The 13837-nt window shown below is 63.7% G+C and carries 14 protein-coding genes; 6 read left to right on the top strand and 8 right to left on the bottom strand.

Going from position 1 to position 13837, the window contains the following annotated elements; translation table 11 throughout:
• Window positions 1–32: 32 nt before the first annotated feature.
• A complete protein-coding gene (locus FJ941_RS18920) occupies window positions 33–1325 on the bottom strand; it encodes an MFS transporter (protein ID WP_140507884.1) in 1293 nt (430 codons plus the stop codon).
• 116 nt (window positions 1326–1441) lie between these two features.
• Here FJ941_RS18920 and FJ941_RS18925 point away from each other — a divergent pair, with 116 nt between their 5' ends.
• Entirely contained in the window at window positions 1442–2362 is a 921-nt protein-coding gene (locus tag FJ941_RS18925; RefSeq protein ID WP_140507886.1) for a LysR substrate-binding domain-containing protein, read from the top strand.
• Window positions 2363–2380: 18 nt separating this feature from the next.
• Here FJ941_RS18925 and der read toward each other — a convergent pair whose 3' ends face one another.
• Window positions 2381–3811, bottom strand: coding sequence for a ribosome biogenesis GTPase Der (gene der, locus FJ941_RS18930; RefSeq protein ID WP_140507888.1), 1431 nt, complete (start codon window positions 3809–3811; stop codon window positions 2381–2383).
• 60 nt (window positions 3812–3871) lie between these two features.
• Window positions 3872–4537, bottom strand: a complete 666-nt coding sequence (locus FJ941_RS18935) for a tetratricopeptide repeat protein (protein ID WP_140507889.1) — start codon at window positions 4535–4537, stop codon at window positions 3872–3874.
• Between the two features lie 215 nt (window positions 4538–4752).
• Between FJ941_RS18935 and FJ941_RS18940 the strand changes: the two genes are divergently transcribed.
• Complete coding sequence (locus FJ941_RS18940; RefSeq protein WP_140507981.1) at window positions 4753–5760, top strand: polysaccharide deacetylase; 1008 nt, start codon at window positions 4753–4755, stop codon at window positions 5758–5760.
• 30 nt (window positions 5761–5790) lie between these two features.
• Here FJ941_RS18940 and sbmA read toward each other — a convergent pair whose 3' ends face one another.
• The 3 genes from sbmA to FJ941_RS18955 form a co-directional block, all read right to left on the bottom strand.
• A complete protein-coding gene (gene sbmA / locus FJ941_RS18945) occupies window positions 5791–7050 on the bottom strand; it encodes a peptide antibiotic transporter SbmA (protein ID WP_140507891.1) in 1260 nt (419 codons plus the stop codon).
• 114 nt (window positions 7051–7164) lie between these two features.
• Window positions 7165–8325 (bottom strand): YbfB/YjiJ family MFS transporter, encoded by a 1161-nt coding sequence (locus FJ941_RS18950; protein WP_140507893.1) that lies wholly within the window; start codon window positions 8323–8325, stop codon window positions 7165–7167.
• 75 nt (window positions 8326–8400) lie between these two features.
• Window positions 8401–8625, bottom strand: a complete 225-nt coding sequence (locus FJ941_RS18955) for a propionyl-CoA synthetase (protein WP_140507895.1) — start codon at window positions 8623–8625, stop codon at window positions 8401–8403.
• Window positions 8626–8720: 95 nt separating this feature from the next.
• Here FJ941_RS18955 and FJ941_RS18960 point away from each other — a divergent pair, with 95 nt between their 5' ends.
• The 3 genes from FJ941_RS18960 to FJ941_RS18970 are packed head-to-tail and all read left to right on the top strand — an operon-like array spanning window position 8721 to window position 11346.
• Complete coding sequence (locus FJ941_RS18960) at window positions 8721–9713, top strand: LysR substrate-binding domain-containing protein (RefSeq protein ID WP_140507897.1); 993 nt, start codon at window positions 8721–8723, stop codon at window positions 9711–9713.
• Window positions 9710–10975, top strand: coding sequence for an aminopeptidase (locus FJ941_RS18965; RefSeq protein ID WP_140507899.1), 1266 nt, complete (start codon window positions 9710–9712; stop codon window positions 10973–10975). The genes FJ941_RS18960 and FJ941_RS18965 overlap by 4 nt, the downstream gene beginning before the upstream one ends.
• A 14-nt stretch (window positions 10976–10989) precedes the next feature.
• Window positions 10990–11346 (top strand): DUF488 domain-containing protein, encoded by a 357-nt coding sequence (locus FJ941_RS18970; protein ID WP_140507901.1) that lies wholly within the window; start codon window positions 10990–10992, stop codon window positions 11344–11346.
• A gap of 62 nt (window positions 11347–11408) precedes the next feature.
• Here the strand turns inward: FJ941_RS18970 and FJ941_RS18975 are convergent, their stop codons facing one another.
• Both FJ941_RS18975 and FJ941_RS18980 read right to left on the bottom strand, forming a co-directional pair.
• Window positions 11409–11762 carry an ArsC family reductase gene (locus tag FJ941_RS18975; RefSeq protein WP_140507903.1) on the bottom strand — a complete coding sequence of 118 codons (354 nt, stop codon included), beginning with the start codon at window positions 11760–11762 and terminating at the stop codon, window positions 11409–11411.
• Window positions 11763–11878: 116 nt separating this feature from the next.
• Window positions 11879–12232 carry a nuclear transport factor 2 family protein gene (locus FJ941_RS18980; protein ID WP_140507905.1) on the bottom strand — a complete coding sequence of 118 codons (354 nt, stop codon included), beginning with the start codon at window positions 12230–12232 and terminating at the stop codon, window positions 11879–11881.
• A gap of 403 nt (window positions 12233–12635) precedes the next feature.
• Here FJ941_RS18980 and FJ941_RS18985 point away from each other — a divergent pair, with 403 nt between their 5' ends.
• Complete coding sequence (locus FJ941_RS18985; protein ID WP_140507907.1) at window positions 12636–13793, top strand: fumarylacetoacetate hydrolase family protein; 1158 nt, start codon at window positions 12636–12638, stop codon at window positions 13791–13793.
• Window positions 13794–13837: the final 44 nt, after the last annotated feature.

Genomic DNA, 13837 nt, shown 5'->3' on the forward strand with positions numbered 1-13837 from the left:
GCTTCGAAGTCGGGCGGTTTTGCGGCGGGAACTCAGGCCCGCGGCAGCAAGATCGGCCAGGCGATCAGCGCGCAAACCGCGGCCGACAGCCAGACGCCGGGCCAGGACCAGAGGTGCAGCAGCCCCGGAATGGCTACCGGCACTAGGAAGAAGCCGACGAAGACAAAGCTGTTGGCGAGGCTGAGCGCGGTTCCGACATGGCCGGCACCGGCCAGCGTGGCAAGCTCGGTATAGGCAACGCCGTGCCAGGCGGAGACCGAGATGCCGGCGACGACGAGCACCAAGGGCAGGACAGCGATCAGGAAGGATTGGCTGCCAGGCATTGCGGGTACGGCCAGAACCAGCACCCAGAGCATCACGAAGGCCAGGGCGCTCAGCGCACTACACAAGCGAAGAAACTGACGGCGGTTGCCGTGGCGGTCGGTGAAGCGGCCGCTCCAGACGCGCATGACCATGGCACCGACCTGTACTGCGGCGAGGCTGGTGCTGATCGCCGTCATGCCAAGTCCGGCAAAGTCGTGCAGGAACACCGATGCGAAAGTGAGGACCGCCACTTGCGGAAAACAGAGCAGGCCGATGGCGGTCGAGATGCGCCAGACCTCTGTGTTGCGCAACGGTGCCGGACCGGCCACGCCAGACGGAACGGCGTGGCCGCCACCCGCCGCCGGCGGTTCGTGCAGCCAACGCCAGGCGAACAGGGCGGAGAGAGCGGATGCCGCCGCCAGGAGCCCGAATACCGCGGCAAAACCGAAGGCCAGGGCAAGCGAAGGCAGGACGAGCGCGCCGAGGCCGCCGCCAAGCGGCACCGCCGTCTGCCTGATGCTCATGGCAAAACCGCGCTCATTCTCGCTGAACCAGGCCATGATGGCGCGACCGCTCGAACCGTTGACACTGCCGCCCAGCAGTCCCGTGACGAGCAGGCTTGCCGCCAGCAGCGTGACATCGGGAATGCCCGCCCTTGTCGGCACCACGAGCATCGCCATCGCAAGCAGCCACGCCGCCGTCGCGCCAAGCCCGATCAGAAGCACGCGGCGATCCCCCCAGCGGTCGGTGAGCAGACCCCATGGCAGTTCGCTGAGCGCAACCCCCAGCCCGAGAAGGCCGAGCGCCAGGCCGAGTTCGGCATTGTTCAAGTGATAGCCTTGGCGAAGCACGACCGCCGTGGCCGGTATGCCCGAAAAAGTGGCCGAGAAACCGGCGTTCGCGGCAACCCCGATACCCAGGACCTTCCAGCGATGATTAGGCCCGAAGGTCCGGCCGGCCGGGATGGTGGCGGCGCCTCGCCCGGATGGCTGGTAATCGTTGCGAATGACGGTGGCAGACATGATTCCATTCCCGTGACGCCGGTCGAGCGGCCTTGACTGGATGGATGTAGCGCCATAGCTTCATCCATAAAATCAGGAAGTTTTTGATTAACAATCCTGAAAACAAGGACGATCCAATGCGACGTGTAACATTTGATCTTGACGTGCTGAGAACTTTCATCACCGGGATGGAACTGGGAAGTTTCGCCAGGGCAGCCGAGCGGCTTGGCCGCTCGACCTCCGCCGTCAGCGCACAGTTGAAGAAACTGGAGGAGCAGGCCGATACGCCGATCTTCCGCAAGGCGGGGCGCGGCCTGTCACTGACCGAAGCCGGCGAGACGATGCTCGGCTATGCGCGGCGCCTGATCGAGCTCAATGACGAGGCAGCATTGGCCATCCGTGACGTCGAATTGGAGGGCTGGGTGCGGCTCGGCCTGCAGGAGGATTTCGGCGAAGGCGTGTTGCCGGAAGTGCTCGGTCGCTTCGCCCGTGCCCATCCCAAGGTTCGGATCGAAGCACGGATCGGGCGCAGCCACGAATTGGCCGAGCGTATCCTCTCCGGCAATCTCGACATCGCACTCGCCTGGCATGACGGCACGAAGCTGCCATACAGCCGGCATGTCGCCGACGTGCAGGCGCGCTGGATCGGCCCGGCAAAACCGATGGAGGCAGGCCCACACACTGACGAGACGCTGCAACTGGTTGTGTTCGAGGCGCCTTGCCTGCTGCGCACCGTGGCGACCGAGACGCTGGATCGTGCCGGGCGGCCCTGGCGCATGGCGTTCTCCAGCCCTAGCCTTGGCGGCATATGGGCGGCGGTGGCAGCAGGCCTCGGGCTGACGATCCGCACCGATATCGGCCTGCCCGCAAATGTCAGGGCGCTCGCGCCCGGAGTGCTCGGGCTGCCGCCGCTGCCGAAGATGGCGCTGCACCTGCAGCAGAAGGAGGCCGAGCTCGATCCGGTCGCGGCGCGGCTGGCCGACATCCTGCTGCAATCGGCGTTCGAGGCGTTGCCTGAGGGCGCCGAGACGAAAGAGAACCTGCTGAAAGTAGCTTAAGCGTTGCCGAGCCGAGCCTCAGCGCTTCTTCGCCCTGCCAGCGAAGGGGTTGTCCGAAGTGCGCAGCGCGACGCGGATCGGCACGCCCGGCATGTCGAAGGCTTCGCGCAGGCTGTTGGACAGATAGCGGACATAGCTTTGCGGCATCGCGTCCGGCCGCGAGCACTGGACCACGAAGCCCGGCGGCCGCGTCTTGGCCTGGGTGACGTATTTGACCTTCAGCCGGCGCCCGGCAACGGCGGGCGGCGGATGATGCGTCAGGATGGCTTCGAGCCAGCGGTTGAGCTTGCCGGTCGAAACACGGCTGTTCCAGACCTTGTGCGTCTTCAGCACCGCATCCATCAGCTTGTCGAGACCGCGTCCGGTCTCGGCCGAGACCGGCACGGCCTGGATGCCGCGCGCCTGCGGCAACAGCCGCTCGGTCTTCTCGCGCAGTTCGGCCAACAGCTCCTGCGGGTTGTCGATGAGGTCCCATTTGTTGAAGGCGATCACCGGTGCCCGGCCCTCGCGGATGATCAGGTCGGCGATCTGCAGATCCTGCTTCTCGAAGGGAATGGTGGCGTCGAGCACGATGATGACGATCTCGGCGAAGCGGATGGCGCGCAAGCCATCCTGCACCGACATCACTTCCAGCTTCTCGTGGATCCTGGCCTTGCGGCGCATGCCGGCCGTGTCGAACAGTTTTATGCGGCGGCCGCGCCAGTCCCAGTCGACGGAGATGGAATCGCGGGTGATGCCGGCTTCCGGTCCGGTCAGCAGCCGCTCCTCGCCGATCAGTGCATTGATCAGCGTCGACTTTCCGGCGTTAGGACGGCCAACGACGGCGATGCGCATCGGCTTGGTGTCGTCATAGGCCGGCTCTGCATCCGGATCGGCGATGTCCTCGCCGATCAGCACTTCGTTGGCGGCGGCTTCTTCGTCTTCGCCGTCCTCGTCTTCACCGAAGGCGCGCGCCTGGCCAAGCGCTTCGATCACGGCGTCGCGCAGGTCGGGCATGCCCTGGCCGTGCTCGGCCGAAACCGGGATCGGCTCGCCAAGCCCGAGTTCCCAGGCTTCCAGCATGCCGCCTTGCGCGCCGCGCGCCTCGGCCTTGTTGGCGACCAGCACAACCGGTTTGCCGGATTTGCGCACGATCTCGGCAAAGGTCCTGTCATCCGGCAACAGGCCGGACTTGGCGTCGATGGTGAAGAAGATCAGATCCGCCTCGCGGATGGCGATTTCGGTCTGCGCGCGCATGCGTCCCGGCAAGGTTGAAGCGCCGGCATCCTCGAAGCCCGCTGTGTCGATGACATCGAAATGAAGATCGTAAAGCTTGGCGGCATGGACACGGCGATCACGGGTAACGCCCGGCGTGTCGTCGACAAGCGCCAGCTTCCTTCCGACCAGCCGATTGAAAAGCGTCGATTTGCCGACGTTAGGTCTGCCTATGATGGCGACTTTGAATGTCATCCGACCCTACATCTTCCATGCATGTCGTGGTCCCAAACCGCTGCGCGCCTTGGCAAGGGGTCACGATGCACTGCCCGACCCGCGGATCAGCTCGGACATCAAGGTCGCCCGCTCTCGCGTGTTGCGCGGGGCGCCGTCATCGGAGGCGATCTGGTCGAACAGTTTCAGGGCGTCCTGGGTCTTGCCTTCCTTCCAGGCGGCAAGCCCAAGCGCCTCGCGTGCGCTGTGGCGCAGCGTGTTGGTGTCCGATCTCAGCGCCTCGACGCGGCTCGACACGTCGGCGAAGGAGCCGTGATCGACGAGCAGGAGCGCCGCCCTCAGCCGCGCCATGTCGCGCAGGCCCTGGGGAATAGCGGTGTCGGCGGCGACATCGTCGAAATCCTTGACGGCGGCATCGACGTCGCCCTTGTTGGCCTTGACGGTCGCGGCGCGCATGCGGGCGAGCAGCGGATAGGCGCCGTAGCCATCCTTCTCCAGCTGAATGAGCGCGGCCAGCGCGTCATCGTTCTTGCCGTCATTGGCGAGCTTCAGCGCCTGCGAGAAGGCGTCGCCGGAGCGGTTGGCACGTGTCTCGTCCCAATAGCGATAGCCGACGAAGGCGGCGGTACCGAGCACCACCAGGATGGCAATCACAAGCAAGGCCGGGCCGAAACGGTCCCACAGCTTCTGCGCCTGTTCGCGACGCATCTCGTCATTGACTTCGCGGATAAAACTGTCGTCGGACATCAATCAAACCATTCCTGCCCCGGGCCGGGGCGGTTCATGAGCCCGCGTTTTAGCGAAATTTTGTCGGCATGGAAGGGGTTCGAGCGGAAAATCGGCTATTGCCGGGGCAAACGAATGTTTGTCCCCGGGGCAAACCCACGAAAACCCCAATCGCACCGGCGCCACATTTGCGCGATAGCCGGCTTGCCGACCACCCGGAGCCCGTAAATTTGCCGATCCCTTGTTTGTCCCGCGCTGTCGCATTCTCGCTTGCCTCGTTCGCCACCGCCGGCGCGGCCCTGGCCGATCCGCCCGCGCCACCAGAACCGGCAAGGCCGAAGCAGGTCGTCATCATCTCCTTCGACAGCGCGCGCGACATCTCGCAGTGGAAGCGCAGCAGGGCGCTGGCCCAGCGCACCGGCGCGCATTTTACTTATTTCCTGTCCTGCGTCTTCCTCCTGTCGCCCGAGACACGCGGCCAATATACCGCGCCGGGCAAGAGCGCGGGCAAATCCAACATCGGCTTTGCCATTTCCAGGCAGGAAGTGGCCGAGCGGCTGGAACAGATCGGCCTCGCTGCCCACGAGGGCCACGACATCGCCAGCCACGTCTGCGGCCATTTCGACGGCAAGGACTGGACCAAGGCCGACTGGCTGAAAGAGTTCGGCTCCTTCGAGCACATTCTCGAGAACGCCTATGCGATCAACGGCATTGCGCCCGAACCCGAGGGCTGGCGTGATTTCGCGCGGCATGCGGTGGTGGGTTTCCGGGCACCGTATCTGTCGACAGGCAAAGCGCTTTACGAGGCACTGCCGGCGGCCGGCTATAAATTCGACGCCAGCGGCGTTTCAAAGGGCCCTGCCCTGCCGCCGACTGTCGGCGGCATCACCCGTTTTTCCCTACCGCTAATCCCGGAGGGACCGACATCGCGGCCGGCGATCGCCATGGACTACAATCTCTATGTCCGGCATTCCGGCGGCTTCGAGCGGCCGAGCAAGGCCGGGGAGTTCGCCGACCGGACCTATCAGGCGTTTCGCGCCGCGTTCGATGCGCAATATCAGGGCAAGCGCATTCCGCTGGAACTCGGCTTCCACTTCACGCTGATGAATGACGGCGCCTACTGGAACGCGCTGGAACGCTTTGCCGGCGAGGTCTGCGTCAAATCAGATGTCGAATGCATCAGTTTTCGCGATTATCTTTCGCGGCAGGATGGCGTCCAAAAGCAGGCCTCGGTTGGCGGTTAAACCGCCAACCCGTCTTTCGTCAGAGCTTCCTCAAGCCGGATCTTCGGCGCCGTGCCTTGCGAGATAACGCTGATCGATATCCGGCAGCGGCTCACCCAGCAGCGTCGCCTCGAAGGCGCGCAGGCGTTTGTGCACGGACTGAAGTTCGACGATGGTCGACCAGGAGGTGAGCAGGAATTGCAGCGAACCCGTCACCTTGCCGAAGGCGTTGGAGATCTGGTTCAGCGCACCGAATGTTATCTTGTGCGCGACCAGCGACGGACCCAGGATCAACAGCGAGAAAATATTGTCGGCCTGCAGGTAGGTGTACCGGACGACGTTGAAATAGATGTAGTGGAAATAGAGCCTGAAATAATTGTGCCGGACATTGGCGAACAGCTCGGTGGTGGTGGCGGGTTGCGCCCTGTCCGCATGATCCTCGCCATAGACCAGTTCCTTGCGGTAAGCGGCTTCGACGCGTTGGTTGCGGAACTGCAGCCCCGGAAGCTTCATGCCGGCAATCATCACCGAAATCGTGCCGAACAGGCACCAGGCAAGTGCCGCGACCACCAATGGCTGCGGGATCGCGCCGACGATCGGCAGTTCGCTGATATGGGCCTGCAACTGGATCATGACCGGCAGGAAGGCGATCAGGGTCATGATCGACTGAACGAAGCTGGAACCGAGATCCTCCATGATCTGGGAGAACCGCATCGTATCTTCCTGGATACGCTGCGAGGCGCCCTCGATATGGCGCAGCCTGCTCCAGTTCTCGATAAAGTAATTGTTCATGGCCGTGCGCCAGCGGAAGATCCAGTGGCTGACAATGAAGGCGTTGACCACCTGCACGTTCATGCCGACCAGCGCCAACCATGAGAAGTCGGCCAATCCGATATAGAACTCCGCGTTCGTCGACTTTCCGGTCCCCGACATCAACCCCTGTACATAGTCAAAGAACGGACCGTACCAGGCGTTGACGGCCACGCTGACCTGCACATTGAAATAGATGAAGAACAGGATGACCGCCGTCATCAGGATCGACCAGCGCTGCCATGGATGCGGCGAATACCAACTCCAGAACGCATAGAAGATGGCCACGCACAGCGCGAAATAGATATAAAACCAGATGAACGGTTTCGACGCCAGCACGGCGATACCGATGATGGGCGCCGCATCGGCGGCTGCCGGCGGAAGGCCCACAAGGCCTCCCAACTGCTCCCCGCCGAAAAACCAGAACAGGATCGCCGCAAGGCTCCAGATGGCGGCCGAAGAGAAGAAGAGCTTCGGCTGCGGGAAGAAGGATACGAACACTGTGGCGAATTCCTCGATCTATGCGCAAATCAGGTGGGTTCGGCGGGCATAAAGTCACACATTAGGGGGAAAGAAAATGCCTGCCCGATCTCAGGCGCGGAGCAAGACGGCAAATCATGGCGATTTTGGCGCAGCCGACCATGTGACGGCGCCGGAGACGACCAGGACAGCCGCGGCGACGATGGAGGCGAGGAAGAAATCGCCCGACGCTTGCGCCAGAAGCCCGGCCGCGATCGGGCCGATGATCTGGCCAAGACCGAAGGAGGCGGTCATCAGGGCAAAGACGCGCCGGGGCGACCCTGGCGCCTGCTGCCGCGCCGCCTGCAGGCCAAGTGCCGTGATGGCAATGAAGGTGCCGCCGAGCAGCACGCCGCCAAGCAGCGGCCCCGTGCGCCCGCCGGCGGCGACGCTCGCGGTAACGCCGACAACTTCGATGAAGCATCCCAAGGCATAGGCGGCATAGAGCCCGATCCGCGCCGCTATCTTCTGCCACAGCCAGACCGAAGGGAAACCGGCAAGGCCGGCAACCATCCACACCACGGCCTCGAAGACGCGGCTGCCGCCGCCTTGCCGGACAATGGCGACGAGGAAGGTCGCCGTCACCACATAGCCGAAACCGAACAGGCCATAGGCGACGATCACCTTCATCAGCGACCGGTCTTTCGGCAGCGCCGGTTCAGGGAGGGCTTCGCCATTGGTGAGCGGACCCTGGTTCGCCAGCAGCGCCACGGCGACGAAGCCGCAAGCCGAAATCGCACCTGACCACAGCCAGCCCTGCGCCCACCCGGCGTGACCCGTGACCAGTACGGCCATCATCGCCGCCGATATCGCGATGCCGAGGCCAACGCCGCCGAAATGCCAGGCCTGCAAGTCGCCGCGCCCGGCCGCGGCGATATGGCTGAAAACGATGCTGGCCATGAACACCATGACGAAGGCGCTCGCCAGACCGGCCAGAAAACGGATGGCGAGAAAGGCGGCCATGGTGTCGGTCAACCCCATCAGGGCGGCCAGCATGGCGCTGGCACCGAGGGCGACGAGCATCAGCAAACGCTCGCGTCCATGCGCCCAGTTGCCCGCCGCCGCCAACGCGCCGACGAGGTAGCCGAGATAGTTGGCCGAGGCGATCCAGCCGGCATCGGCCGGCGACAGATGCAGTTCCTCCATCATGCCGGGCAGGATCGGCGTGTAGACGAAGCGGCCGATGCCCATGGCGACGGCCATGGCGATCATTCCGGCGAAGGCGTAACGCAGCGCTGTCGATTGGGGCGAAGTCATTGCAGTGCACAATAAATGTGCGGGCGGGTGAAACAATCCGCCTTATGTTGGGCCAGTTCAGTGCCCTGATCGCGCTCAGCAGCGCCCGCCGAAACCGGCGCTCAGTGAAACGGTCTCATGCACGGTCCGGCGCGCCGTCAGCCGGAACGGCACATCACCGAGCTCGCGCTCCGACATAGCGTCAAGTGCCGGATGCGCAAGCGGATCGGTCAGCCACCTCAGCGTATTGATATCGCAGCGCGTGTCATCCGACGAACTGGCGGCGAACAGGACCTTCAGCGACGACAATATCCTCAGCATTTCCGGCTCCCGGGAGGTTCTCCCATCAATAAAGTCAGCCGTTTCGGCGAGTCTTTCAATTGAGATTTCGGCCGGATCGGTTTAGAAAATCTCAAATGGCCATGCTCAACCGCGTTCATCTCAACGGCCTTCGCGCCGTGGAAACCGTCGCCCGTCTCGGCTCGCTCGCGAGCGCCGCCGGCGAACTCAATGTTTCCGTCAGCGCCGTCAGCCAGCAGATCAGCCGCACCGAAAAACAGCTCGGCCAAGCACTGTTCGAGCGCACGACGAGCGGCCTCGTGCTGACCGAATTCGGCGCCGTCTTCGCGGCCCGCCTTGGCGCTGGATTTCGCGAGCTTGCCCAGGCCGTGGCGCTGGCCGACGAAGCCAGCCAGTGCACATTGGTTGTTTCGGCGGCACCGGCCCTTGCCTCCAAATGGCTGCTGCCACGGCTGTCTCGGCACTTCGACCGGCATCCCAACGTACTGTTGCGCATCGATGCCTCGGTGCGGCTGGCCAATCTCGATCGCTCGGACGTCGACATCGCCATCCGGCTTGGCGACGGCAAATGGCCGGGCGGAAAGGCGGAGCTGCTTTTGGCGCAGGAAGTCTTCCCGGTCTGCGCGCCCGGGATTGCCAGAAAGCTGACGTCGATCGGGGACCTGGCGCAGACCTGCGCCATTATCGACGAGCGGGCGATGATCAACTGGGAAAGCTGGTTCGCGGCCGCCGGCGTTCAACCCGTCACCTTCCAGAAAGGCGCGCGCTTCACCGACCCGATGCTGTGCCTGGAATCAGCAATCGCCGGCCATGGCGTGATGCTGGGCTGGCAATTGCTGACGGCCGATGCGCTGGCCGACGGGCGGCTGGTGGCACCGTTCGGAATCCGCGCCCAGAGCGGACTCGGCTACTGGCTGGTGACCTCCACCACCAAAGCCGAGAGCCGCAAGGTCCGGGACTTCAAAATCTGGATCAAGGAAGAGATCGCGGCGACGATGGCGCAGTTCGGATCGTCGGTCGCGGAGCCAAGCGGCGCGATCGCGGTGGAAAGCACCGCGGCACCGGTCTATGTTCAATCAGACATCCCACTACGACAGGCAGGATCATGACCACACATTCGCGCGGCGTTTCCGCAACGATCGACCCGGTGAAGCTCGACAGGCTGGCGGAGGTCGCAATCAAGGTCGGGCTGCAATTGCAGCCCGGACAGGATCTGGTGCTGACATCGTCGATCGCGGCGCTGCCGCTGTCCAGGCGCATCGTCGAGCATGCCTACAAGGCCGGCGCGGGGCTGGTGACGCCGATCTTCAACGATGACGAGATGACGCTGGCGCGCTACCGTTTTGGCGCCGACCCCGGCTTCGACCGCGCCGCCGGCTGGCTCTATGAAGGCATGGCGAAGGCCTTTTCCAACAACGCCGCCAGGCTTGCCGTGCGCGGCGAGGATCCGTCGCTGCTGTCGGCGCAGGACCCGGCGAAGGTGGCGCGCGCCAGCAAGGCCAATTCGATGGCCTACCAGCCGGCGCTGGAGAAGATCACCGGCTTCGACATCAACTGGAACATCGTCGCCTATCCGGATCTGGCCTGGGCAAAACAGGTGTTTCCGGGCGAGCCCGACGATGTCGCCGTGGCGAAGCTCGCGGAGGCCATCTTTTCCGCTTCGCGCGTCGACGTCGAGGATCCGATCGGCAACTGGAAGGCGCACAACGCAGCGTTAGCCGAGCGCACCAAATGGCTGAACGAACATAACTTCCATTCGCTGCATTTTGCCGGACCGGGCACCGACCTGACGGTCGGGCTGGCGGATGGCCATGAGTGGATGGGTGGCGCCTCGACCGCCAAGAACGGCATCACCTGCAATCCCAATATCCCGACGGAGGAGGTCTTCACCACGCCGCATGCGAGGCGGGTCGAGGGCCATGTCTCTTCGACCAAGCCGCTGTCCTACCAGGGCACGCTGATAGACGACATCTCGGTGCGCTTCGAGGAAGGCAGGATCGTCGACGCCAAGGCTTCGAAAGGCGAGGACGTCCTGAAGAAAGTGCTCGACACCGACGAAGGCGCGCGCCGCCTCGGCGAAGTGGCGCTGGTGCCGCATTCCTCGCCGATCTCGGCCAGCGGCCTGTTGTTCTTCAACACACTGTTCGATGAAAACGCCGCCTGCCATATCGCGCTCGGCCAGTGCTATTCGAAGTGCTTCGTCGACGGCGCGTCGCTCAGCCAGGATGAAATCACGGCGCGCGGCGGCAACAAGAGCTTCATCCACATCGACTGGATGATCGGGTCGGACAAGATCGACATTGACGGCGTCGCCGGGGATGGCAGCCGCGTGCCGGTGATGCGCAAGGGCGAGTGGGCCCAGGGGCTCTAGCCAGCGGAGGTGTGATGGCCTTCGATATCGCGGTCAAGCGCGTCTATGAAGCACCCGGGAAGGACGATGGCCAGCGGGTGCTGGTGGATCGGATATGGCCGCGCGGCGTCGCCAAGAAGGATGCGGCGCTGGCGCTGTGGCTCAAGGAGATCGCGCCGAGTGACGAACTGCGCAAATGGTTCGGGCATGAGCCGGCGCGCTGGGCGGAATTCCAGAAGCGGTATCGTGGCGAGCTGGATGCGAATGAAAAGGCGGTGGCGCAACTGCGCGCCCTGCTCGGCGACGGCAAGGTGACGCTGCTCTATGGCGCCCATGACGAAGCGCATAACAACGCCGTGGCGCTGGCGGGGTATTTGCGAGCCCACGCATAACATCGAGGCGCCGGCGGGACAGAAGGGGGCGCGAAGGATCGCGGCGGGGGTGAGAGTCGGTTCTACTTCCCGCCCACCGCCCCCTCATAAACATCCGGCTTGAACCCGACGAGGATACCGTCGCCGACTTCCAGCACTGGCCGCTTGATCATTGTCGGCCTGGCCAGCATCAGCGCTTTCGCCTTCTTCTCGTCGAGGCCTTGCCTGTCCGCTTCCGGCAGTTCGCGAAACGTCGTGCTGCCCTTGTTGAGCAGCTTTTCCCAGCCGACCTTGCCGACCCAGCCATTCAGCCTGTCTGCCTCGATCCCTTCCGCGCGATAATCGTGGAACCGATAGGGAACGTCATGGCTCTCCAGCCAGACGCGCGCCTTCCTGATCGTGTCGCAGGTGGTGATGCCGTACATGGTGATCGTCAAAGCGTGGTCCTCTGGCTGACAGTCGAATCCGCCCACAGCCTAAAACCGCCCTTCGCGCTTTGCCAGCAAATCGTAGGCGCGAAGTGGGCCGGAACCGATCGTTCCGGCCCGGTAGCTCAATAGTAGAATCGCTCTTCGGTGATCTTGCCGTTCTTGACCGTGTAAAGGCCGACCTCATCCATGGTGACACGCTGGCCCGTGGCCTTGGGCGTTATGTCAAACGTGAAGCGCACCGCGAACTGGTCACCATTGACATAGGGACCCTCGACCGAGCCGCCATGGACTTCGTTGTTCTCTTGCCACCACCGGCTCTTCTCCTTGAGAGCCGCTTTGCCGTGGCTGACGGCCATCGGCCCCTCCATGGCTTCGTAGCTGGCGATATCGTCGGCATTGTACTTCTCGGCAGCGCCTTCATTGTCACCCTGCTTGAGAAGCTCGGTGAAATCCTTGGCAATTTCCGCTGTCGTCATTTGTGTTCCTCCTGTTCAGACCCATTGCAAATAGGGAACCGCCTGCTGGCCGACCATTGCCGGGCCGTTCGATAGCTGACATGGCGCTGTCAGGATGGGTGAGCGCGGGCACGAGGACCAACCTCTAGATCGCGGGCCGGGCATCGTCCTGGCCGTTCAGTTCCCAACGCCCGTGCACTCTGTAGGCACGCTTCCGAATAAGACTGTGGACCAGCACAAAATCCCGTACAGTCCAGCCGACCGGATCAATTGATCGTTCGCGTATCCTGGGAACACGCACTTCGTCGCGAAGCAATGTGACACGGCAAGTGGACCACCCCAAGGGGGATAGACCTTTGGCAGGAATCCGGTGAAAGTGCCGCGCCAATCCGGCAAACCGCAGCGATGACCGAGGACCGCCCGCATGACCAACCCGACACATCTGCCCGCAGAAGGCCTGTTTGTCGGGCGCGCCAGGAGCGGCGATGTCTCGCATCCCATGGTGGTTGTCGTGCGCGACGGCACGGTTTTAGACATCACGTCGAGCGCGGCGCCCACGGTGCGCGACGTTTGCGAATTGGCCGATCCGGCCGGCCATGTGCGTTCGGCCAGGGGCAGGCCGGTCGGCCTGCTCGACGACATCGCGGCCAACAGTTTCGAAGCCATGCGCGATCCGGCAAAACCCTTTCTGCTGTCTCCGGTCGACCTGCAGGCGATCAAGGCATCCGGTGTCACTTTCGTCGTCAGCCTGCTCGAACGAGTGATCGAGGAACAGGCGCGCGGCTCGGCGGAAAAGGCCGACGCTATCCGCGCCGACATTGCCGGTCTGATCGGCCACGACCTGTCGAAGCTCAAGCCCGGTTCGCCCGAGGCGATGGAGATCAAGGCCAAGCTGATTTCGCGCGGCGCCTGGTCGCAATATCTGGAAGTGGGCATTGGGCCCGATGCCGAGATCTTCACCAAGTGCCAGCCCATGGCCTCGGTCGGCTTCGGCGCCGATGTCGGCCTCCACCCGGTGTCGACCTGGAACAATCCGGAGCCGGAGATCGCCATGATCGCCGCCTCAAGCGGCAGGATCGTCGGCGCAACCATCGGCAACGACGTCAATCTGCGCGACGTCGAAGGGCGCTCGGCGCTGCTGCTCGGCAAGGCCAAGGACAACAACGCCTCGGCCTCCCTTGGCCCTTTCATCCGGTTGTTCGACGACACGTTCTCCATCGCCGATGTGAAGCAGGCCGTCGTGCGCCTGAAGGTCGAAGGCGACGATGGATTCTCGCTGGAGGGCGCAAGCTCGATGGCCGAGATCAGCCGTTCGCCGGAGGAGCTGGTTGCGGCGGCCATGGGGCCGCACCACCAGTATCCGGACGGGCTGGCGCTCTATCTCGGCACGATGTTCGTGCCGTCGAAGGATCGCGGCGAAAAGGGCAAGGGGTTCACGCACAAGGTCGGCGACATCGTCACCATCTCGTCGGAAAAATTCGGCGCGCTGGTCAACCGCGTGCGGCTGTCGCCCGATTGCCCGCACTGGACCTACGGCGCCAGCCATTTGATGCGCGATCTCGCCAAGGCCGGCCTGCTCTAACCGGCTCTTCGGAGGTTTTCGCCCCAGGTGACCGCCCGAACTGG

Source organism: Mesorhizobium sp. B2-3-13 (assembly GCF_006442195.1).
In the GTDB taxonomy this organism is placed as follows: Bacteria; Pseudomonadota; Alphaproteobacteria; order Rhizobiales; family Rhizobiaceae; genus Mesorhizobium; species Mesorhizobium salmacidum.

Excerpts from the sequence above, each read along its gene's own strand:
- FJ941_RS18920 (WP_140507884.1), bottom strand. The coding sequence starts at position 1,325 with ATGTCTGCCACCGTCATTCGCAACGATTACCAGCCATCCGGGCGAGGC.
- FJ941_RS18925 (WP_140507886.1), top strand. The coding sequence starts at position 1,442 with ATGCGACGTGTAACATTTGATCTTGACGTGCTGAGAACTTTCATCACC.
- der (WP_140507888.1), bottom strand. The coding sequence starts at position 3,811 with ATGACATTCAAAGTCGCCATCATAGGCAGACCTAACGTCGGCAAATCG.
- FJ941_RS18935 (WP_140507889.1), bottom strand. The coding sequence starts at position 4,537 with ATGTCCGACGACAGTTTTATCCGCGAAGTCAATGACGAGATGCGTCGC.
- FJ941_RS18950 (WP_140507893.1), bottom strand. The coding sequence starts at position 8,325 with ATGACTTCGCCCCAATCGACAGCGCTGCGTTACGCCTTCGCCGGAATG.
- FJ941_RS18955 (WP_140507895.1), bottom strand. The coding sequence starts at position 8,625 with ATGCTGAGGATATTGTCGTCGCTGAAGGTCCTGTTCGCCGCCAGTTCG.
- FJ941_RS18960 (WP_140507897.1), top strand. The coding sequence starts at position 8,721 with ATGGCCATGCTCAACCGCGTTCATCTCAACGGCCTTCGCGCCGTGGAA.
- FJ941_RS18965 (WP_140507899.1), top strand. The coding sequence starts at position 9,710 with ATGACCACACATTCGCGCGGCGTTTCCGCAACGATCGACCCGGTGAAG.
- FJ941_RS18970 (WP_140507901.1), top strand. The coding sequence starts at position 10,990 with ATGGCCTTCGATATCGCGGTCAAGCGCGTCTATGAAGCACCCGGGAAG.
- FJ941_RS18980 (WP_140507905.1), bottom strand. The coding sequence starts at position 12,232 with ATGACGACAGCGGAAATTGCCAAGGATTTCACCGAGCTTCTCAAGCAG.
- FJ941_RS18985 (WP_140507907.1), top strand. The coding sequence starts at position 12,636 with ATGACCAACCCGACACATCTGCCCGCAGAAGGCCTGTTTGTCGGGCGC.